The organism is Kitasatospora sp. NPDC056731, from assembly GCF_040687675.1.
Taxonomy (GTDB): Bacteria; Actinomycetota; Actinomycetes; order Streptomycetales; family Streptomycetaceae; genus Kitasatospora.
Genome location: NZ_JBFBNR010000002.1, coordinates 48,616 through 67,558 on the forward strand (window position 1 = coordinate 48,616; position 18,943 = coordinate 67,558).

The following is an 18,943-nucleotide window of genomic DNA, read 5'->3' on the forward strand; positions in this document are numbered from 1 at the left end:
ACTGACAGCCGCCCCCTCGGCGGCCCCATCCACACTCAACTCACCGAGAGGAAACGGAAGAACCATGCAGGGGACGGACACCGCGGCGGAGCAGGGCATGCGCGACCGCAAGAAGGCGCGCACCCGCGACAGCATCCGCACCGCGGCGCTCGACCTCTTCGAGGAGCAGGGCTTCGAGCGCACCACCGTGGACCAGATCTGCCGCCGCGCCGACATCGCCCACCGCACGTTCTTCCGCTACTACCCGGCCAAGGAGGCTCTGCTGTTCGGCTGGGACTTCGGCCAGGCCATCCTCGACGCCTTCGCCGCCGCCCCCGCCGAACTCCCGCTCTGGGCCGCGCTCGACCACGCGCTGACCGCCACCGGCGGCCGGCTCGAAGAGCCCGTCGAGCACACCGAGCGCCGCCGCCGGCTGCGCCGGAGCCTGATCGAGGTACAGGGTTCCGTGCACAACTACGCCGTGGTCGTGATCGATGGCTTCACCGAACGCACCGTCACCATCGCGGCCGAGCGGCTCGGCGTCGACCCGGCCACAGACCTGCGTCCGACCGCGCTCGGCGCGCAGTTCGGCGGCATGGTGCGCCACCACGTCCTGATCGCGTCCGAGACCGGCACGGTGGCCGAATGGCGCCAGGCCTACCGGGACGTGCTCGACACCGCCGGCTGACCCGAGCCGACAGCCTTACACCCCTACACCCCGTCACCGCGACACCCCTGGGCGATGCCGCCGGCCGTCCGGACGGCACCGCGCGCCCTTTCTCCGCCCTGCCCGCCCCCCTCGCGCGGCCCGCCGCGCACCTTCACCACCTGCTTCGCACTTCCCGAAAGGCCCCCGCATGTCCCTGGTCAACTTCCGCGACCCCGCAGCGCTCGCCGACCCCGCGAGCCGATGGGTCCGCCCCGGCACCCTGTTCCGCTCCGCCCAGCCCTTCCCCGCCGCCGACGAGGCCGTCGTCGCCCAGCTGCGCGAGCACGGCATCACCACCATCGTCGACCTCCGGGGCGAGTCCGAGAGCCGCCCCGAGGACTGGGCCGCCGCCGAGGCCGCCGGCATCGCCGTCGTCCTCGCCCGGATCGAGCCGACCAACGACGAACTGGCGCAGGCCATGCGGGCCATGACCACCGCCGAGGACCTCGGCGCCTTCTACCTGCTGATGGCCGAGTCCACGCCGCAGGGACTGGCCGCCGCCGTCGAGGCCGTCGTCCGCCCGGGCGGCGTGCTGGTGCACTGCGCGGCCGGCAAGGACCGCACCGGACTGCTCACCGCGCTGCTGCTGGAACTGCTCGGGGTGCCCGCCGAGGAGATCGTCGCCGACTACGCCCGCACCAACGAGGCGATCGGGCAGATCTGGGCCGGCCTCGCCGACCGCAACCGCGCCGCCCTCAACGAGGTCGAGGCCGGCCGGATGGTCGTCCCCGCCCCGCTGCTGGAGGCCCCCGCCGGGGCGATGAGCACCTTCCTCGACCTGGTCCGCGCCAAGCACGGCGGCGCCGAGGGCTTCCTGACCGCCTGCGGGGTCACCGCCGAGACCCTGGACGCCTTCCGCGCCAAGGCCGCCGCCCGCACCGCCGCCCACACCGAGGCCCGCACCGCCGCCCGCACCGAGGCCGGTACCGCCGCCCGTACCGCCGCGTCGAACACCGCCGAGGTGACGGCATGCTGACCCTGCTGCGGCACACCGACGGCACGCCCTTCCGCGACCTCAACCACAACGGCACCATGGAGCCCTACGAGGACCCGCGGCTGCCCGTCGAGGAGCGGGTCGAGGACCTCCTCACCCGGATGACCTTGCAGGAGAAGGCCGCGCTGATGCTGCACGGCCGGATGCTCCCCGGCGACCAGGGCCCGTTCCCCTCCGGCGCCCGCCTGATCACCGAGCGCGGCCTCACCCACTTCGCCATGATGGCCGTCCCCGACCCGCGCGCGATGGCCGAGTGGAACAACCACGTCCAGGGCCTCGCCGCGGCCGGCCGGCTGGGCATCCCCGTCACCCTCTCCTCCGACCCCCGGCACGGCTTCACCGCCAACCCGGCCACCGCCCACACCGGCGGCGGCTTCAGCACCGGCCCCGAGCCGATCGGCCTCGCCGCCACCGACGACCCCGACCTGGTGCGCCGCTACGCCGACCTGATCCGCCGCGAGCTGTGCGCCGTCGGCATCCGGGTCGCCATCCACCCGATGGCCGACCTCGCCACCGAGCCCCGCTGGGCCCGGATCAGCGGCACCTTCGGGGAGGACCCGGAGCGCGCCTCGCGGATGATCACCGCCTACATCGAGGGCCTCCAGGGCGGGCCGATCGGCCCGGACAGCGTCGCCTGCATGACCAAGCACTTCCCCGGCGGCGGCCCGCAGGCCGGCGGCGAGGACTCGCACTTCGCCGCCGGGCGCCGACTGGTCTACCCCGGCGGCGAGTTCGAGACCCACCTGCGCCCCTTCGAGGCGGCCTTCGCCGCGGGCACCGCGCAGATCATGCCCGCCTACGCGATCCCCTCCGGCAGCGGCCTCGCCGAGGTCGGCGCCAACTTCAACCGGGACGTCATCACCGGCCTGCTGCGCGGGCGCTACGGCTTCGACGGCGTGGTCTGCACCGACTTCAACGCCATCACCGGCATGGACGTCCCCGGAGTGGTCACGCTGCCCCCGCGGCACTGGGGCGTCGAGGAGCTGTCCGTCGCCGAGCAGGTCGTGCTCACCCTGGACGCGGGCGCCGACCAGCTCGGCGGCGAGACGGATCCGGAGTTGATCCTGGCCGCCGTCCGCTCCGGCGCGGTCACCGAGGCCCGGCTCGACGAGTCGGTCCGCCGCATCCTGCGCGACAAGTTCCGCCTCGGCCTCTTCGCCGACCCGTACGTCGACCCGGAGGCCGTCGCCGACCTGGTCGGCGCCCCGGAGGGCCGGGCGCTCGGCCGCGAGGTCCAGCGCCGCTCGGTGGTCCACCTGGCCGGCGGGCCGCGCACCGCCACCCGGCTGTACGTCGAGGGCATCGACCCCGCCGTCGCCGCCGGGTACGGCACCCTCGTCGAGGACCCGGAGCGGGCCGAGCTGGCCGTGATCCGCCTCGCCACCCCGTACGAGCGGCGCGAAGGGATGCTGGAGCAGCACTTCCACAGCGGCTCGCTGGAGTTCGAGCCGGCCGAGGTCGACCGCCTCACCGCGCTGGCCGCCACCGTGCCCACGGTGTTCGCCGCCCAGCTGGAGCGGCCCGCCGTGCTCACCCCGCTCGCCCCGCACGCGGCGCTGCTGATCGGCGAGTTCGGCGCCGCGGACGAGGTCGTGCTGGACGCCGCGCTCGGCCGGGCCCCGATGACCGCGACGCTCCCGTTCGACCTCCCCCGCTCGGACGCCGCCGTCGCCGCCTGCCGCGAGGACGTGCCCTTCGACACCCGCGCCCCGCTCTTCCGGCACGGGCACCGGGCTGCCGGGGAGATCTGAGGCACCCTGGCCGGGGCCGCCGGGGCCTGCCATCACCAGTGGCAGGCCCCGGTGCGGGTGGATCCGAGCCGCTGATCAGCCCGGATGAATTACCGGCGCTCTCGCCCGTTCACCGGTGTGTGCGGCCGAGCGATCGGGTACCGGTGCATTCCGTCCGCCTCCCCCATCCGGCCCGCGCGGCCCAGACCTGGAGGTCCGCATGTCCACCGACTCCAGCGCACGGAACTGCCCGTTCGACTTCGCCGAGACCCTAGAGTTCGACCCGACGCTCCGGCAGCTCATGAACGACGCACCGGTCAGCCGCATCCGCCTCCCCTACGGCGAGGGGGAGGCCTGGCTCGTCACGGGCTACGACGACGTGCGCACGGTGACCACCGACCGGCGGTTCAGCCGCCACGCCATCGTCGGCCGGGACTTCCCGCGCATGACCCCGGAGCCGATCGTCCAGGCCGAGGCGATCAACGTCATGGACCCTCCCGCCAGCGCCCGCCTGCGCAGCCTGGTGTCCAAGGGCTTCACCCCCGACCACATCGAGCGGATGAGGGGCCGTACCCAGCACGTGGTGAACGGGCTGCTGGACCGCATGCGGGACCAGGGCCCCCCGGCCGACCTCATGGAGCACCTGGCCCATCCGCTCCCGCTGATCACGATCTGCGAGGTCCTGGAGATCCCCGAGGCCGACAGCGCCCAGCTGCGCGCCAACGCCCGGACGATGATGGACGTGAGCCTGGCCAACAAGCCGAACGCGGTACGGGCCAAGGCCGACCTGCGGGCGTACTTCGCCGAGCTGACCGCCGAACGGCGCAGGAACCCCGGCGACGACCTGATCAGCGTGCTGGCCACGGCCCGCGACGGCGACGAGGTCCTCGACGAGAAGGAACTCACCGTGATGGCCATGGTCCTGCTGATCACGGGCCAGGACACCACGACGTACGAGCTCGGCAACCTCTCGTACACCATCCTCAGCCGGCCCGACGTGCTCGCCGCACTGCGCGAGCGGCCCGAGACGCTCTCCCGCACGCTCCAGGAGCTGCTGCGCTTCATCCCCTTCCGCAAGGGCGTCGGCATCCCCCGGGTGGCCCTTGAGGACGTGGAGCTGAGCGGGGTGACGATCCCGGCGGGGGACATCGTGCACGTCTCCTACCTGACGGCCAACCGGGACGGCCGCAGGTTCGACCGGCCCGACGAGCTGGACCTGGAGCGGACCAGCCCCTCCCACATGACCTTCGGCTGGGGTGCGCACCACTGCCTCGGCGCGCCGCTGGCCGTCACCGAACTCGAAGTCGCCCTCGGGACGCTGCTGGAGCGCTTCCCCAGGATCGCGCTGGCGAAGCCGGCCGCGGAGCTGGCGTGGAACACCACGTCCATCTGGCGCTATCCGCTGGCGCTGCCGGTCACCTGGTGACGGTGCCCCCACGCCCCGGCGGCCGCCCGCAGCCACCCGCTGCCGGAAACACCGCGTACATCGGCCCGCACACCCCGGGGTGTGCGGGCCGACATGCGGGACGGGCCCGCCTTCCGTAAATTGGGCTAGGTGGCCTGAACCAACTTGCGGCCAGCACGACCGTCCGCACCGCGATCATCCGATGCTCGCCCGGTCGGCTCGTCGGCCGCTGAGTTGGGTCCCGCCCGGTGCGTCCCGCCGACCGCGCCCTCCGCGCGTCCGGCTCGCAGCGGCTGCCGTCGAGTGGTGAATCCCGCCCCCGCCAGGGTCGTACCGGGAACACCGCTCGTCAGGAGGAAATCCCGTGGCAGTTCTGTGCAAACCGGCGATCGACGTACCCGAGCACGTCATCACCAACGAGGAGACCATCGAACTGGCGCGCAGGCTCCACCCCGACCACCCACAACTCGAACTGGCGCTGCGCCTCATCAAGAACACCGGAGTGCGCAAGCGGCACCTGATCCAGCCCATCGAGGTGGTGCTGAAGCACCCGGGGTGGGACGAGCGGAGCGCCGTCTTCGCGGCGGAGTCGAAGGCCCGCGTCCCGGCGGTGGTGGTCAGGGCCCTCAATCAGGCCCAAGTGGAGCCCTCCCAGATCGACTTGATCGTCTATGTGTCGTGCACCGGTTTCATGATGCCGTCGCTCACGGCGTGGCTGATCAACCGGCTGGGCTTCCGGCCGGAGACCCGGCAGCTGCCGATCGCCCAACTGGGGTGTGCGGGCGGCGGTGCGGCGGTGAACCGGGCCCATGACTTCTGCTCGGCCTACCCGGGCGCCAACGTGCTGATCGTGGCCTGCGAGTTCTGCTCGCTGTGCTACCAGCCCACGGACCTGGGCGTGGGCTCGCTGCTGTCCAACGGCCTGTTCGGCGACGGGATCGCCGCCGCCGTGGTCCGGGGCGAGGGCGGGACCGGAATGCGGCTGGAACGCAACGGCTCGTACCTCATCCCGGACACCGAGGAGTGGATCTCCTACGCGGTCCGCCCCACCGGATTCCACTTCCAGCTGGACAAGAGGGTGCCGGGGACGATGGAGCCGCTCAGCCCGGCCCTGCGCGCGGTGGCGGAGCAGCACCAGTGGGACGTGGGCACGCTGGACTTCTACATCGTCCACGCCGGCGGTCCACGGATCCTGGACGACCTCAGCCGCTTCCTGGAGGTGCCGCCCGAGGCGTTCCGCTTCAGCCGGGCCACCCTCACCCAGTACGGCAACATCGCCAGTGCGGTCGTGCTCGACGCCCTGGCCCGGATGTTCGACGAGGAGTCGGCCCTCGACGGGCACCAGGGGCTGCTGGCCGGGTTCGGTCCGGGGATCACCGCCGAGATGTCCCTGGGCACCTGGGCGTCGCCGGAATCCTGAACGGCGGCCAGGTCGGGCTGGGCCGGGCCGGGGCTGGGCTGGGCCGGGCCGGTCCGGCGCCAGTGCCGGCCGGTCCCGGGCAGGTGCGGTCGCGCTGCGGAGCGCGCGAAGCTCGCCGATACTGAGCCAACGGGCAGTGACGGAACGTCGCGTCGGCGTTACGGTCCGACAGGCCCGGCCCGCGCCGTCGTGGGCGCGGCGGCCACCGAGCAGGGCCGCCGGAAGCCACGACCGGCGACCACTGGCCCGGCGGCGTACCGACCGCCCGGCCCTGGACGGAAAGACCGGGAATGCTGAACCGACGAGACCTTTTGAAAGCCGCCGCGATAGGCGGCCCGGCGGTCCTCTTCCCCTGGGACCGCGCACCGGGCGGGGCCCGGGTCTCGTCCCTGGCGTTGTCGGCCGCGCCGGCCGCGCAAGCCGCGCCGGCCAGGTCGGAGGCCAAACGGTCGGCCGCCCGGATCACCCCCTTCGAGCACGCCATGCCGGTGCCCCCGGTGCTGAGCCCGGTGTCGCGGACGGACTCCTCGGACCTGTACCGGCTACGGATGGCCGATACCCAGGCGGAGATCGTCAAGGGCCTGCTGACCACCGTCCGGACCTTCGGCGGCTGCTTCCCCGGTCCGACCATCCGGGCGGTCAGAGGCCGGGAGGTGGTGGTCCAGCAGACCAACGACCTGCGCGTGCACACCTCCGTCCACCTGCACGGCGGCCAGGTGCACTCGCGCTACGACGGCCTGCCGATGGACCTCGTCAAGCCCGGCGAGACCCGCGAGTACCGCTACCCCAACGAGCAGGTGGCCGCCTCGCTCTGGTACCACGACCACGCGCACGAGCTGGAGGCCGAGAACGTCTACCGCGGCCTGGCCGGCGCCTACCTGCTCAGCGACCCGAACGAGAGCGGCCTGCCGCTGCCGAACGGTGAGTTCGACATCCCGCTGCTGATCCGGGACGCCCGGATCGAGACCGACGGCAGGCTGGTCTACACCGACCCGTACGCGTGCCCGCACATGCTGGTCAACGGCAAGGAGCGGCCCTACTTCCAGGTGGCCGCGCGCAAGTACCGGCTGCGGGTCTTCAACGTCTCGCCCAACCGCCATGTGTCGCTGCGCCTCGCCGACGGCCAGCCGTTCATCCAGATCGCCTCCGACGGCGGACTGCTCGCCGCGCCGGTGACGCTGCACGAGCTGACCCTGACCGGCGCGGAACGCGCCGAGATCGTCGTCGACTTCGCCCGCTACCCGGTCGGCGGATCGGTGGTGCTGGAGAACACGGCCGCGCTGGAGAGCGAGCGGCCCGAGGTACTGCGCTTCGACATCACCCGGACGGCCGAGGACCGGAGCCGGATCCCGGACGTCCTGGCCACCCTGCCGCCGATCCCGAAGGCGACGGTGCACCGGGAGTTCGCGCTGACGACCTTCCCGGACGCCAGGATCAACGGGCGCAAGTACGACCCGAAACGGACCGACGTGCGGACCACCGTCGGCAGCAGCGAGATCTGGACGATCCGCAACCACCTCACCCGCCAGCCGGCCGGGGTCTTCCACGCCCCCCACTCCTTCCACACCCACCTGGTGCAGTTCCGCGTGCTGGACCGTGACGGGGTGGCGGTCGGCCCGGCCGAGGCCGGGCTGAAGGACACCGTCACAGTCCACCCGGGGGAGAGCGTCCGGATCGCCATGACCTGGGGCCAGTACCCGGGCGAGTACGTCTACCACTGCCACCACATGGTGCACTCCTCGCACGGCCAGATGGGCCGGATCGACGTGCTGCCCGCGGGATCGAAGGACTCCGGTCGGGAGTCGGACGACGCCTTCGCCGACTCGTCCCGGTCCACTGGAGCGTCGGCGTCCGGGGCCTCGGCGGCAGGAGCCGGTCGACGGCGGTGGCGACGGCGCAACCGGCACCACCACCACGTGGGCCGCCGCCGGCACCGGGGGCTGAGGTGAATCCGGAACCGAACGGCAGGCCGGTCCGGACGAGGGGTTGAGCCTGGCCGCGCGCCGATGCTGAACCGGCGGTGCTGAACCGGCGGTGCTGAACCGGCGGCGTCCCAGAAGTCTGGGATACCGCCGGTCGGCGCCGCCGTCCAGGATCAGTACGGACGATCCCGCCGGCGCACCTGCGCTGTGTAGGCGGGCGGAGCCAGCTCTGGAGCCGTCCATGACCATCTTGTTCGAGTCCGGCATCCCCCGGCAGGAACCCGCGGACCACCGGGCCTTCGCGGGTGAGCTGTTCGGGCGAGCACGTGAGACGGCCGAGCTGCTGCGGCTGCTCGCCGACCCCGCCGTACCCGGCGTGCTGCTGCACGGCCTCCCGGGCAGCGGCAAGACCCGGCTGGCGCTCGCGGTCGCCGAGCAGTACCGGGCGGCGGGCGGGACGGCCGGAACTCCGGGACCAGTCGAGCTTCTGACGGCCGATCAGATCGAGCCGGACGACTACCTGGCGCTGCTGGCCCGGTGTGCCCCGCGTGGGGCGAAGCTGCTCGCCACCGGTCGGCTGCCACCCGCCGGCGCCGGCGTGGCGTACCGGGTGGACCCGCTGGCCGTTCCGGTGGACTGGTCGCCGACCGGCCTGGACGCCTTCTGTCGCACCCCCGCGGTGCAGGTCTTCACGGCCGCCCGGCGGGCCTGGAGCCCGGGCTTCACGGTGACCTCCCGGAACCAGCAGACCGTGGGCCGGATCTGCGTGGAACTCCGGGGCCTGCCAGGGGCGTTGGTGCTCGCGGCCCGGGTGGCGGCGCTGGAGGGCGTCGGCACCGTGCTGGCCGCACTCGGCGGGGCGGGGGCGGGCCGCCTGGTGGCCGCCTATGTCGAGCCGCCCGTCCGGCCTCCCGTCCCGTCGCCGGACCGGTTGTCGGGACGAGAGGCGGGGGGACCGGTGGGGCGGCCATCAGGGCGGTGCGGCCCGCTCGGCGCCGACGCGGCGCGGCTGATGTCCTGCACACCCCTGTTCGCCGGCGGGTTCGGGCCCGAGGCGCTCCGGGCGGTGTCCGGGATCGCGCCGAGCGCCTTCCCGGCGGCGCTGGAGGCCCTGCTCGATCGGCAGTCGCTGACGCTGGAGGACCGGCCGTCCGGCCGATTGGACGGTGCGGCCGAGACGCGACTGTACGTGCCGTTCGGCGACCTGCCCGAGGTCCGGCCCGCCAGCGGTCCGCTCGTCGTCCTCACGCTCCGCCATGCGCGCTACTACGCCCGGCTCGCCGCCGGGGCCGCCCGGCGGCTGGCCGCCGGCGACCATCCGGCAGCCCTGCTCGCCCTGCGCGTCGAGGAGGCCAACTTCCGGCTGGCGGTCGACACGCTGAGCCGGCACGGGTTCACTGTCGAGGCCCTCGACCTGATGGAGCAGTTGCTCGCCCACGCCCGAGTCGTCGGCCTCGGCCCGGACTGGGCCGACCGGCCCGCCGTGCCGCTCGGCACCACCAGTCCCACCAGCCCTACCAGCCCCACTGATCCTGCCGGTGTCGCCGATCCCACCGGCATCACCGGTGGGCGAGTGAGGGTCCGGCTCGCGCTGATCCGCGCCGAGGCCCGACTGCTCGACGGCGACCACGAGTTGGCGAGTGCCCTGCTGGACGAAGCCGAGGCGGCCTCATCCGTGCCCGACCGATCCCGGACCACGCCCGACGAACCCTCCACGGCGGCCCGACTCCTGCGGCTGCGGGGCCTGACCGGATGCGACCGGGACCCCGACCGAGCCCTCGCCGCACTCGCCGGGGCAGCAGCGCTCCTCCGCGCGGCCGGCGGCGAACCGGCGGCCCTGCGCGTCGAGTTGGAGGCGGCCCTGGCCGAGCTTCGGCTCGGCCGGACCGGGCCCGGTGGCGCACTGGCGGGCCGGGTGCTGACCGCGGCCCGGCGCTGGGGGGACGTGCTGCTGGCCGGAACGGCCCTGCTGCACCTGGGCCTGCTCGCCGCCGCCGGCGGCGATCCGTCCGCGTCCCGCGCCCACTACGTCGAGGGGCTGGCCCAGCTGCGCCCACTCGGCGCGGTCGCCACGCTCGGCGCGCTGGTCGGCCTGGTCGCGAGTCCCCTGCGTCCCGCACCGGCGCGGGCGACCGACGCCGCCCGGCTGCTGGGCAGCTTCCATCCGGGGCGAGCCGGCATTCCCGGCGACCCCGCGGATCCCGACCTGGCCACCGCTCGGCTGCTGCCCGGCATCCGCCGCCGGCTCGCCGAGGACGAGTTCACCCACGCGCTGGCAACCGGCGCGGCCACCGCGCTCCTGGACCTGCTCTGCTCCCTCTCCCTCGCTGAGTCGAACTCCATCAAGGCGCCACCGAAGCAGCAGCTGACCAGCCGCCAACTGGAGGTCTCGCTCCTGGTGGCCGACGGATTGACCAACCATCAGATCGCGAGCCACTTGGGCATTTCGGAGTGGACGGTGGTCAACCACCTCCGCGAGACGATGCGGCGGTTGCAGTGCTCCTCACGGGTCGGCGTCGCGGGCTGGGTGCACCGCTCCGGCCGTCGGCCGGTCCTCGCTCGCAGCGCGCGGCGGGGCTCGGACGACGCGACGCTCGACGAGTCCGTCAGCCGATGATGCTGAACGTGCCGGGCGTGACGATGATCGTGGGGATCGAGGCGAACTCCAGCTCTGCCGGGGCGCCGTCGATGCCGATGCTGGCGAGCTCCGCGATCGCGGCGTTCGGGGTGGTGTAGGCGTCGTAGCCGCCCATCAGGTCGGCGGTACTCATGTCGAACTCCCTTGAGATGGAGGGGAAATCAGGTCTACGAGCGGATCACAGCCGGTGGCGATGGAGACCACCGCCAGGGAGATCGCCTCGGTCCACGGGGTGACCGTGAGGACCGGGGTGAACTCCAGCTCGGCCGTGATGCCAGTGCTGGCGAGCTTCTCGATCGCCGCGTTCGGAGTGGTGTAGGCGGCGTAGCCGCCGGGCCTCGCTCGCAGCGCGCGGCGGGGCCCGGACGGCGTGACGCTCGACGAGTCCGTCAGCCGATGACGGTGAACGTGACGAGCGAGAGGATGACGATCGTGACGCTCGGGGAGATCTCCAGCTCTGCCGGGACGCCGGCGACGCCGGTGCTGGCGAGCTCCGCGATCGCGGCGTTCGGGGTGGTGTAGGCGGCGTAGCCGCCCATCAGGTCAGTAGTACTCATGGTTATCCTCTCGACTCGTCGGATTCGAGCTCGGATCGGGCCCGGTTTCGGCTTCGGTTTCGGCTTCGGTTTCGGATTTCGGCGAGGTGCGGGTTCCTCGACCGCCCCCAGCAGATCAGGCGTTCGATGCCAGTGCCCAGTAGCAGGAAAGTGGGGGCATCCTGCCCCTTGCCCGCTCGGGCATGACAGGATCCTGCCCGTGGTGACCGCCCGTCGGGATCCCTAGCGTGGCCGCCATGGCAGCGACAGTCTCGACCCCACCGGCAACGCCGGCAGCCGACCGGGCCGGCCCCGGCCGCACCCCGGGCCTCTTCGAGTACGCGCCCGAAGTGCCGGTGGCACTGGCCGCGTTGGGCTTCGCCCCGCTGGACCCGGACAGCCTGGTGAGCCATCTCGGCCGCAACGACTCGTGGGCGGGACGCACCACGGACGGCACCGGCGTCTTCATCAAACGGCTCGACGGCCAGGCCCCCGACGGAACCGACCGCTACGACCGCTCCTGCGCCTTCGAGTCGGCCCGGACCGGGGCCGGCGCACTCTCCTGGGAGTCGCCGGCGCTGCTCGGCGGCGACCGGAAGCGGTTGGTGCTGGTCTTCGACCTGCTGGCGGACGCCGTCACCGGGAACACCCTCGCCGACGAGGACGGCTTCGACACCGCACTCGCCCGGCGGGCCGGCCGGGCGCTCGCCGAGCTGCACGGCTTCCCGACGGCCGACGTCCGACCGAAGCCCCGCCCCGGCGCGCGCACCGGCCACCGGCTGGCCGCGCTGACCGTGGCCGAGTACACCGCGAGCAGCGGCGCCGAACTGGCCCTCTGGGGCCTGCTCCAGCAGGACCGCCGACTGCACGGCGCCCTGCGCGCGTTGGACGCCCGCTCGGCCGCCGCCGACCACCGTCCGGTCCACGGCGACCTGCGGCTGGACCAGTTCCTGCTCTGCGACGGCACGCTCCAGCTGACGGACTGGGAGGAGTTCCAGCTCGCCGACCCTGCGATCGACCTCGGCGGCTTCGTCGGGCAGTGGCTGTACCGGGCGGCGAGCCGGATGTTCACCGGCGTCGACACCGACGAGGTCGACGTGGAGGTCGACCCCATTGACGCTGAGGCCGACGGCGGCCGACCCGCCGACGCCCACGGCACCCTCATGCGCAGCGGAGAGCGCGAACTGGCCGCGGTCCTCCCCGTGATCGGCGCCTTCTGGCAGGGCTACCGGCAGCACGCCGACCGGCTCGATCCCGAACTCGCCGAGCGGGTGGTCGGGTACGCCGGCTGGCACCTCTTCGACCGCACCATGGCCACCGCGAGCGTCCGGCCCACCCTGAGCGCGGTTCAGCGGGGCATCGCCGGTGTGGGACGCGGGGCACTGCTCGCCCCGGACCGGTTCATCGAGGCGATCGGGCTGGTGGCGTCATGACACACGTGTCCGAACAGCTCGCGGCCGCGCTCACCGGCATCGATCTCACCGAGTACCCGCAGGCCATCACGGTGGACGGCCACCGCGTCAGCGCCGACTCGCCGCGCGGCCTGCGGATCGCCCTGAGCACGGCGCTCTACGAGCAGTGGCACGCCGGCCTCGACCGGTCGCGCCTGGACCGGTCCCGCACCGCCACTCGACTGCCCCGCCGTGACGTGGAGTTCGAGCGGCAGCTGATCTCGGCGACGCCGCACGCGGACACGCTCGCCCCAGCCCGCCTGCGCGCCGCCGTCCCGACCGAGGCCGGGATCGGGGCCGGGGCCGGGACCGGGGCCGTAGCTGGGGCAGGGGCAGGGGCAGGGGCAGGGGCAGGGGCTGAGCCCGGGGCCGGAACCGGGGGCGCCGCCACGGAGTTCACGGTCGAGCTGGGCGGCGTGACGGTCCGCGTCCCGGCCGCCGCCGTCCGGAGCGACGGCCCGCGACCGGCGGACAGCTCCGTGACCGTCGAGCTGCCTGCCGTCCGCCCCGCCCTGTCGCCCGGCTTCCTGCTGGTGGACGGGCCGCACGGCGGGCCGCACGAGGGCGAGTCGGTGCGGCGGCTCTACCTGCACGTCGAGGACCCCACCGCCGCGCCCGCGCTCTGGGCGGCGCTGCTCCGGGAGTCGGCCGCCCGTTCGCTGCGGTACCGGGCCAAGGTGCTGTCCCGGCCCTGGTCGTACCCGCGTCGCGACGCGGTCGTGCTCTACCTCCCCCGTTCCCACGCCGGCGAGTTGACGGCCTTGGCGGCGGCGCTGCGCGACCTGCCCGGCCTCGGCGCGCAGACCTCGGTCTTCGCCCACCCGTTGGGGCCGGGCATCGCCACCGCCGACGAGCCCGGCGACACCAGGGCCGGGTGGCGCGGCCGGAGCTTCGGCCAGCACCGGGCGGCGGCGGTGGCCGAAGGAGTACTGCGACACGCGGCCGCCCCGGACGGCCCCGTCGGATCGGCGCTCGCCGCCTCCGTCGCCCGAGCGCTGCGCGACGCGGCCACCGACCCCGCCGACCCCTCGCGGAACGGCTGAGCGGCATGCGGATCTCCGTCCTCTTCCCGCACGCCCTCCGCGACCGGGCCGACCTCACCGCGCTGACGGCGCTCGCCTCGCTGGTGAGCGCCGGCGCGGCCGACCGGCTCTGGCTCGGGCAGTCCCTGGCGGTGGAGAGCCACCAGGCGCTGGCCTGGCTGGCCGGTACGGGGCAGCGGATCCCGGTCGGACTCTCGGTCACGCTGACTGCCCTGCGGCACCCCTTCGAGGCGGCCGCCCAGGCCCAGTCCTTGGCCGTGCTCACCGGACACCGGCCGGTGATCGGCTACGGCGCGGGCGAACCCTCGCTCGTCGGCGGCCTGTTGGGCGCCCCCTACGCCCGACCGGCCGAGGCCGTGGCGGACTACATCGGGGCCGTCCGCACGCTGTTGGACGGCCGGTCGGCCGGGCCGCCCGCACCGGGCCCCGGTTCCACCGCGCCAGGGCTTCGGCTCCCGCACGGGGAGCCCCCGCCGGCGGTCGAGCTGGGCGCGGGCGTCCTGCGACCCGCCATGGCCCGCGCGGCCGGGCGGGTCGCGGACGTCGCGATCACCTGGATGACCCCGCCCCGCTACGTGGCCGAGGTCCTCGTCCCCGCCCTGGCCGAAGGCGCAGCGACGACGGGCCGGGTGGCGGCCCCGCCGAGACCAGCGGCCCCGCCGCGCGTGGTGACCGTGGTGCACGCCGCCGTCGCCCGGCCGGGCCGCCACCCGATGGTGCTGGCCCAGCACGGCGCCGGCCGGCACCTGGGCGCGCCGCACTACGCCGACATGCTCCGCCGCGCGGGCCTGCACCTGGACACTCGCGACCCGGTGGCCGGCGCCCGCGAACTCGTCGAGTCCGGCGTCTTCCTCTACGGCTCGCCCGGCCAACTGGCGACCGAGCTCGCCGCCTACGGGACGGCCGGAGTCGACGAGGTGGTCCTGAACCCCGCCGGCGTGGTGCTGGCCCACGGGTGGGACGCCGCGCTGACGGACCTCACCGAACTCCTCACCCACCTGGGACCACGGGCCGGCTGAGCTCGACGCTGTTGGCGATCCGGGACGATCGGGCCCAAGTGCCAATGGTTTTCCAGGACTTCGGCCGGGAGAAGTCGGTCTGATCCAGAGAGGTCTGGAAGGCGGTCGGTGATCTCGGCGAAGGGGCTTCCTCGGTGACCGACCGGCCGCTGAGGCGTTCGATGTCCATGGCGATGGCCGTGAGGGCGTGTTGCGGGTGAGGTCCGCGTCGTGTTCGGGATCATCGAAGTGGAAGTCGGCTCAGGTGATGGTGCGGACGCGTCTACCGTTGATCGAAAGGCAGCCCGGACAGCCCAGGCAGCCCAGGCAGACGCGGAGGCAACGATGAGGGTGGTGTTCGTGCACGGGGCGTGTGTGCGGGACGGGTCGTGGTGGTGGCACCGCACCGCCGGGCTGCTGCAGGAGCACGGGGTGCTGAGCGTGGCCCCGGCGCTACCGAGCTGCGGCGAGGCGGGCCTGCCCGCCGGTGTCGGCGGTCCGGGGCTGCCCGAGGACGTTGCCGCGGTGCGCCAGGTGCTGCAGGCCGGTGACGAGCCGACCATCGTGGTCGCACACAGCTACGGCGGTATCGTCACCGCGGAAGCCGCCGCGGGAATCGGGTCGGTGCGCCACCTGCTACTGGTCTCCAGCTACCTGCCCGAGGTCGGGCAGAGCCTGTCGGACTTCGGGGACGGCGGCCCCGCCCCGTTCCTCGACGTCGACCCCGACGCCGGCACGTTCGGGGTCCGCCCCGAACTGCTCGTGGACACGTTCCTCCAGGACTGCGCCCCCGAGATCCAGGCGCAGGCGGCGGACCACCTCGCCCGGCAGAGCGTGCGGGTGACCGGCCAGCCGGTCGGGGCGGCCGCATGGCAGCAGTCGCCGTCGACGTACCTCGTCTGCGCTCAGGACCGGGGCACCCCGCCGCGACTGCAGCGCGAGTTCGCCCGCCGGGCCGGCGGCGTCGTCGAGCTCGACGCCGGCCACCACCCGTTCCTGTCCCAGCCCGCAGCGATCCGGGACCTGCTGCTGAGCCTGTGACGGCCGTGACATTCACGGAATCGCGGCCAGTCGCCTTCAGGGAGTGTCATCACCGGGGGTTCCGGCCGCCTTTCAGGGCCATTCGGGTCCTGGCGGTCCGTTCAGGTCGAATCCCGTCCGAACGCTCCCCGTCGAAGAGCCCCGGGGCGCAGGCTGGTTCCGTGACCGCGTCAGCACGGACGCGGCGCGAGCGGAAGGACGAACATGACGAGCACGCGCGGCCGCGTCGCCGCCCTGCTGGGCACCGTCGCGGTGGTCGCCGGCACCACCCTGGCCACCCCCGCAGTCGGCTTCGCCGCCACGGCCGGACCGGCCCGCGTCGGCGGGATCACCGGCCAGGCGCCCTGCCCGGACGCACCCGAGTTCAGCTGCGGGACCCTCACCGTCCCGTTCGACCACAGCGGCGCCACCCCCGGCACCCTCGACCTTGAGGTGGCCGTCACCGGCAACACCACGGCGCCCAAGGGCGACCTGCTGTTCCTCACCGGCGGCCCCGGCCAGCCCGGCGTCCCGGCGATGAAGCGGATGGCGGGCAAGCTGGAGCCCGTCCTCAAGGACTACCGCCTGGTGATGTACGACCAGCGCGGCACCGGCCGGGGCGCGCTCCAGTGCCCGGGCCTCCAGGAGGACATGGGCTCCTCCGACCTCGCCCTGCCGCGCAAGCAGTCGATCGCCGACTGCGCCGCCGCCCTCGGCCCGAACTCCCGTCACTACAGCACGGCGGACACCGTCGCCGACATCGACCTGCTGCGCCGCGCCCTCGGCGACCGGCGCCTCACCCTGGACGGCGTCTCGTACGGCAGCTTCGTCGCCGAGCGGTACGCGCTCGCCCACCCGGCGCACGTGGCCCGGCTGGTGCTCGACTCGGTGGTGCCGCAACAGGGTTTCGACCCCCTCGACCTGGCCGCGCTGCCCGCGAGCGCCCGGGTCCTGCGGGCCGCCTGCCAGGCCACCGGCTGCACCACCGACCCGGCCGCCGACCTCGCCGCCACGGTCCGGCGGTACGGCAACGGGGCGCAGATCCTGAGTGCGCTCACCGGCTACGAGTTCATCGACCCGAACTACGGCGGGGTCCCGGAGATCCTGCACGAGGCCGCCGCCGGGCAGCCCGCGAAGCTCCAGGACTTCTTCGACCTGGTCCGCCGGCAGGTCGACGCCGCCTCGGCCGAGGAGCTCAGCCAGGGGCTGCACTCCGCCGCCCTGTGCGCCGACTCGCGCTTCCCGTGGGGCACCACCGACACCCCCGTCGCGGGCCGCGCGGCGGCGTTGGAGCGCACCCGACAGCGGCTGACCGCCGAGCAGACCTGGCCGTACGACCCGGCGACCGCGACCGGGCTCGGCAGCCTCCTGGTCTGCCTCGACTGGCCGCGCGAGCAGGTGCCGCCGGCGCCGTCGGACCACCGCAAGCTGCCGGACGTACCGGTGCTGCTGCTCGGCGGCGACCGGGACCTGTCCACGCCGTACGAAGTGCTGTACCAGCAGGCAGAGTTGGCACACGACCCGCAGATCGTGATCGTGCCCGGGGCGGCGCACTCGGTGCAGAACCGGGCGGCGAACCCGGCCGGACGGCAGGCGGTGTACGACTTCCTGCTGAAGTAGCGGGAGCGTCGGCGGGCCGTTCCGCGCGGGGGCGGAACGGCCCGCCGCCGCGGCCCGTCCGGCCTGTTGCGCCGGCCCGCCTGTTGCGTCGGCCCGTCCGCCCTCCTCCGCTGGGATGCCCGGCCCTCCTCCGCTGGGATGCCTTACCGCCCTTCCCCGTCCTCCCCTGAGGGGATGTCAACTGCTGCGCCCGCGAACTAGCGTGGCCGGCATGACCAGAATCCGTCGTGCTGCCCTGGCCGCCGTGCTCACGCTCGTCCTGCCGCTGCCGATCATCGGAGCGGGTGCGGCGTTCGCCGCGCCCGGGCCCTCCGCCACAGCTCCCTCCACGGCCCCCTCCGCGGCTCCCTCCGCAGCCTCGGACAGCTCCGGCGTCCACCTGGAGCTGCCCCGCCCGACGGGTCCGCACGCGATCGGACGCAGCACCCTGCACCTCGTCGACCAGCACCGCCAGGATCCCTGGGTGCCGGCCGCGGGCGCCCGGGAACTGATGGTGTCGACGTACTATCCGGCCCGGCCCGGGACCGGCGGTCCGGCCCCCTACATGACCACCGAGGAGGCCCGGCTGCTGCTTCAGCAGGCGGCACAGGGCGGCGCCGTCCCGGCCGAGACACTTGGCGGCACCCGCACCTACGCGCACGCCGACGCACGGCCGGAGCGCGGCAGGTTCCCCCTGCTGGTGCTCTCGCCCGGCCTCGGGCTGCCGCGTGCCACCCTCACCGGCCTCGCCGAGGACCTGGCCAGTCGCGGGCACGTCGTCGCGCTGGTCGACCACACCTACGAGTCCACCGGTGTGACCTTCCCCGACGGACGGACCCGCACCTGCGCCGTCTGCGACCAGACCCCCACCCTCGACGCTCTGGAGGCGATAGCCCGGAGCCGGGCCACGGATCTCTCCTTCGTCGTCGATCAGTTGACCGACCGTCACTCACCGTGGCGGTACGCCGGCATGATCGACCCGCAGCGGATCGGCATGGCCGGGCACTCCATCGGCGGTGACGCCGCCGCCGCGACCATGGCCGGTGACGACCGGGTACGAGCCGGGGTGAACATGGACGGCACCTTCTTCGCGCCGGTCCCCGCCACCGGCCTCCAGGGCCGCCCCTTCCTCATGTTCGGCACCCTGGCCAACCACAGCCCGGGCGGCGCGGACACCAGCTGGGACCGCGACTGGGCGCGCCTGGACGGCTGGAAGCGGTGGCTGACCATCGCCGGCTCCGACCACTCCAGCTTCACCGACATGCCCGTCCTCGCCGCACAGCTGGGCGTGACCGGCCCCGCCGTGCCGATCCCGGCACAGCGCGCGGAGGAGATCACCCGCGCCTACGTCGGGGCCTTCTTCGACCTGCACCTGCGCGGCATCCCGCAGCCACTGCTCGACGGCCCGTCACCGGCCGACCCGGAGGTCGCCTTCCAGCACCCCTGATCCCGCCGTCGACCCCGCGCGGGTCCCGCGCGGGGCAACGCCCGCCCGGCCC

Annotated in this window: 16 protein-coding genes; 14 read left to right on the top strand and 2 right to left on the bottom strand. The window is 73.9% G+C overall.

Annotation, left to right across the window (positions count from 1 at the left end; translation table 11 throughout):
- The first annotated feature begins 64 nt into the window (after nucleotides 1-64).
- The 7 genes from AB0R04_RS02535 to AB0R04_RS02565 all read left to right on the top strand — a co-directional run bounded on the left by AB0R04_RS02535 (nucleotide 65) and on the right by AB0R04_RS02565 (nucleotide 10,776).
- A complete protein-coding gene (locus tag AB0R04_RS02535; RefSeq protein ID WP_063352100.1) occupies nucleotides 65-667 on the top strand; it encodes a TetR family transcriptional regulator in 603 nt (200 codons plus the stop codon).
- Between the two features lie 169 nt (nucleotides 668-836).
- Nucleotides 837-1,664, top strand: coding sequence for a tyrosine-protein phosphatase (locus AB0R04_RS02540; RefSeq protein ID WP_363367442.1), 828 nt, complete (start codon nucleotides 837-839; stop codon nucleotides 1,662-1,664).
- Nucleotides 1,658-3,433, top strand: a complete 1,776-nt coding sequence (locus AB0R04_RS02545) for a glycoside hydrolase family 3 N-terminal domain-containing protein (protein WP_363367444.1) — start codon at nucleotides 1,658-1,660, stop codon at nucleotides 3,431-3,433. The genes AB0R04_RS02540 and AB0R04_RS02545 overlap by 7 nt, the downstream gene beginning before the upstream one ends.
- A 199-nt stretch (nucleotides 3,434-3,632) precedes the next feature.
- Nucleotides 3,633-4,838: a cytochrome P450 gene (locus AB0R04_RS02550; RefSeq protein ID WP_363367446.1), complete on the top strand. Its 1,206-nt coding sequence runs from the start codon at nucleotides 3,633-3,635 to the stop codon at nucleotides 4,836-4,838.
- A gap of 343 nt (nucleotides 4,839-5,181) precedes the next feature.
- The gene (locus AB0R04_RS02555) at nucleotides 5,182-6,237 is read left to right on the top strand and encodes a type III polyketide synthase (RefSeq protein ID WP_363367448.1); all 1,056 of its coding nucleotides are present in this window, start codon (nucleotides 5,182-5,184) and stop codon (nucleotides 6,235-6,237) included.
- A gap of 290 nt (nucleotides 6,238-6,527) precedes the next feature.
- Nucleotides 6,528-8,186, top strand: coding sequence for a multicopper oxidase family protein (locus tag AB0R04_RS02560; protein ID WP_363367450.1), 1,659 nt, complete (start codon nucleotides 6,528-6,530; stop codon nucleotides 8,184-8,186).
- A 214-nt stretch (nucleotides 8,187-8,400) separates the two neighbouring features.
- On the top strand, nucleotides 8,401-10,776 hold the full coding sequence (locus tag AB0R04_RS02565) for a LuxR C-terminal-related transcriptional regulator (RefSeq protein ID WP_363367452.1): 2,376 nt from the start codon (nucleotides 8,401-8,403) through the stop codon (nucleotides 10,774-10,776).
- On the opposite strand, the gene AB0R04_RS02570 is transcribed toward AB0R04_RS02565, so the two are convergent.
- Entirely contained in the window at nucleotides 10,766-10,930 is a 165-nt protein-coding gene (locus tag AB0R04_RS02570; RefSeq protein ID WP_363367454.1) for a hypothetical protein, read from the bottom strand. The genes AB0R04_RS02565 and AB0R04_RS02570 overlap by 11 nt on opposite strands.
- Nucleotides 10,931-10,984: 54 nt before the next feature.
- Here AB0R04_RS02570 and AB0R04_RS02575 point away from each other — a divergent pair, with 54 nt between their 5' ends.
- Nucleotides 10,985-11,116, top strand: coding sequence for a hypothetical protein (locus AB0R04_RS02575; RefSeq protein ID WP_363367456.1), 132 nt, complete (start codon nucleotides 10,985-10,987; stop codon nucleotides 11,114-11,116).
- A 70-nt stretch (nucleotides 11,117-11,186) separates the two neighbouring features.
- Here AB0R04_RS02575 and AB0R04_RS02580 read toward each other — a convergent pair whose 3' ends face one another.
- Nucleotides 11,187-11,354 carry a hypothetical protein gene (locus AB0R04_RS02580; protein WP_363367458.1) on the bottom strand — a complete coding sequence of 56 codons (168 nt, stop codon included), beginning with the start codon at nucleotides 11,352-11,354 and terminating at the stop codon, nucleotides 11,187-11,189.
- 236 nt (nucleotides 11,355-11,590) lie between these two features.
- On the opposite strand from AB0R04_RS02580, the gene lxmK reads away from it, so the two are divergent.
- The 6 genes from lxmK to AB0R04_RS02610 all read left to right on the top strand — a co-directional run bounded on the left by lxmK (nucleotide 11,591) and on the right by AB0R04_RS02610 (nucleotide 18,891).
- Nucleotides 11,591-12,766, top strand: a complete 1,176-nt coding sequence (gene lxmK, locus AB0R04_RS02585) for a class V lanthionine synthetase subunit LxmK (protein WP_363367460.1) — start codon at nucleotides 11,591-11,593, stop codon at nucleotides 12,764-12,766.
- Nucleotides 12,763-13,827 (top strand): T3SS effector HopA1 family protein, encoded by a 1,065-nt coding sequence (locus tag AB0R04_RS02590; protein ID WP_363367462.1) that lies wholly within the window; start codon nucleotides 12,763-12,765, stop codon nucleotides 13,825-13,827. Before lxmK ends, AB0R04_RS02590 begins: the two co-directional genes overlap by 4 nt.
- A gap of 5 nt (nucleotides 13,828-13,832) precedes the next feature.
- A complete protein-coding gene (locus tag AB0R04_RS02595; protein ID WP_363367463.1) occupies nucleotides 13,833-14,846 on the top strand; it encodes an LLM class flavin-dependent oxidoreductase in 1,014 nt (337 codons plus the stop codon).
- A 324-nt stretch (nucleotides 14,847-15,170) separates the two neighbouring features.
- Nucleotides 15,171-15,866: an alpha/beta hydrolase gene (locus tag AB0R04_RS02600; protein WP_363367465.1), complete on the top strand. Its 696-nt coding sequence runs from the start codon at nucleotides 15,171-15,173 to the stop codon at nucleotides 15,864-15,866.
- A gap of 204 nt (nucleotides 15,867-16,070) precedes the next feature.
- Nucleotides 16,071-17,465 carry an alpha/beta fold hydrolase gene (locus tag AB0R04_RS02605; protein WP_363367467.1) on the top strand — a complete coding sequence of 465 codons (1,395 nt, stop codon included), beginning with the start codon at nucleotides 16,071-16,073 and terminating at the stop codon, nucleotides 17,463-17,465.
- A gap of 211 nt (nucleotides 17,466-17,676) precedes the next feature.
- A complete protein-coding gene (locus AB0R04_RS02610) occupies nucleotides 17,677-18,891 on the top strand; it encodes an alpha/beta hydrolase (RefSeq protein WP_363367469.1) in 1,215 nt (404 codons plus the stop codon).
- The last annotated feature ends 52 nt before the right edge of the window (nucleotides 18,892-18,943 follow it).

Bases quoted from the DNA above. Each gene is read 5' to 3' on its own strand.
- AB0R04_RS02535 (WP_063352100.1), top strand. From the start codon at position 65: ATGCAGGGGACGGACACCGCGGCGGAGCAGGGCATGCGCGACCGCAAG.
- AB0R04_RS02540 (WP_363367442.1), top strand. From the start codon at position 837: ATGTCCCTGGTCAACTTCCGCGACCCCGCAGCGCTCGCCGACCCCGCG.
- AB0R04_RS02545 (WP_363367444.1), top strand. From the start codon at position 1,658: ATGCTGACCCTGCTGCGGCACACCGACGGCACGCCCTTCCGCGACCTC.
- AB0R04_RS02550 (WP_363367446.1), top strand. From the start codon at position 3,633: ATGTCCACCGACTCCAGCGCACGGAACTGCCCGTTCGACTTCGCCGAG.
- AB0R04_RS02560 (WP_363367450.1), top strand. From the start codon at position 6,528: ATGCTGAACCGACGAGACCTTTTGAAAGCCGCCGCGATAGGCGGCCCG.
- AB0R04_RS02565 (WP_363367452.1), top strand. From the start codon at position 8,401: ATGACCATCTTGTTCGAGTCCGGCATCCCCCGGCAGGAACCCGCGGAC.
- AB0R04_RS02570 (WP_363367454.1), bottom strand. From the start codon at position 10,930: ATGAGTACCGCCGACCTGATGGGCGGCTACGACGCCTACACCACCCCG.
- AB0R04_RS02580 (WP_363367458.1), bottom strand. From the start codon at position 11,354: ATGAGTACTACTGACCTGATGGGCGGCTACGCCGCCTACACCACCCCG.
- lxmK (WP_363367460.1), top strand. From the start codon at position 11,591: ATGGCAGCGACAGTCTCGACCCCACCGGCAACGCCGGCAGCCGACCGG.
- AB0R04_RS02590 (WP_363367462.1), top strand. From the start codon at position 12,763: ATGACACACGTGTCCGAACAGCTCGCGGCCGCGCTCACCGGCATCGAT.
- AB0R04_RS02595 (WP_363367463.1), top strand. From the start codon at position 13,833: ATGCGGATCTCCGTCCTCTTCCCGCACGCCCTCCGCGACCGGGCCGAC.
- AB0R04_RS02600 (WP_363367465.1), top strand. From the start codon at position 15,171: ATGAGGGTGGTGTTCGTGCACGGGGCGTGTGTGCGGGACGGGTCGTGG.
- AB0R04_RS02605 (WP_363367467.1), top strand. From the start codon at position 16,071: ATGACGAGCACGCGCGGCCGCGTCGCCGCCCTGCTGGGCACCGTCGCG.
- AB0R04_RS02610 (WP_363367469.1), top strand. From the start codon at position 17,677: ATGACCAGAATCCGTCGTGCTGCCCTGGCCGCCGTGCTCACGCTCGTC.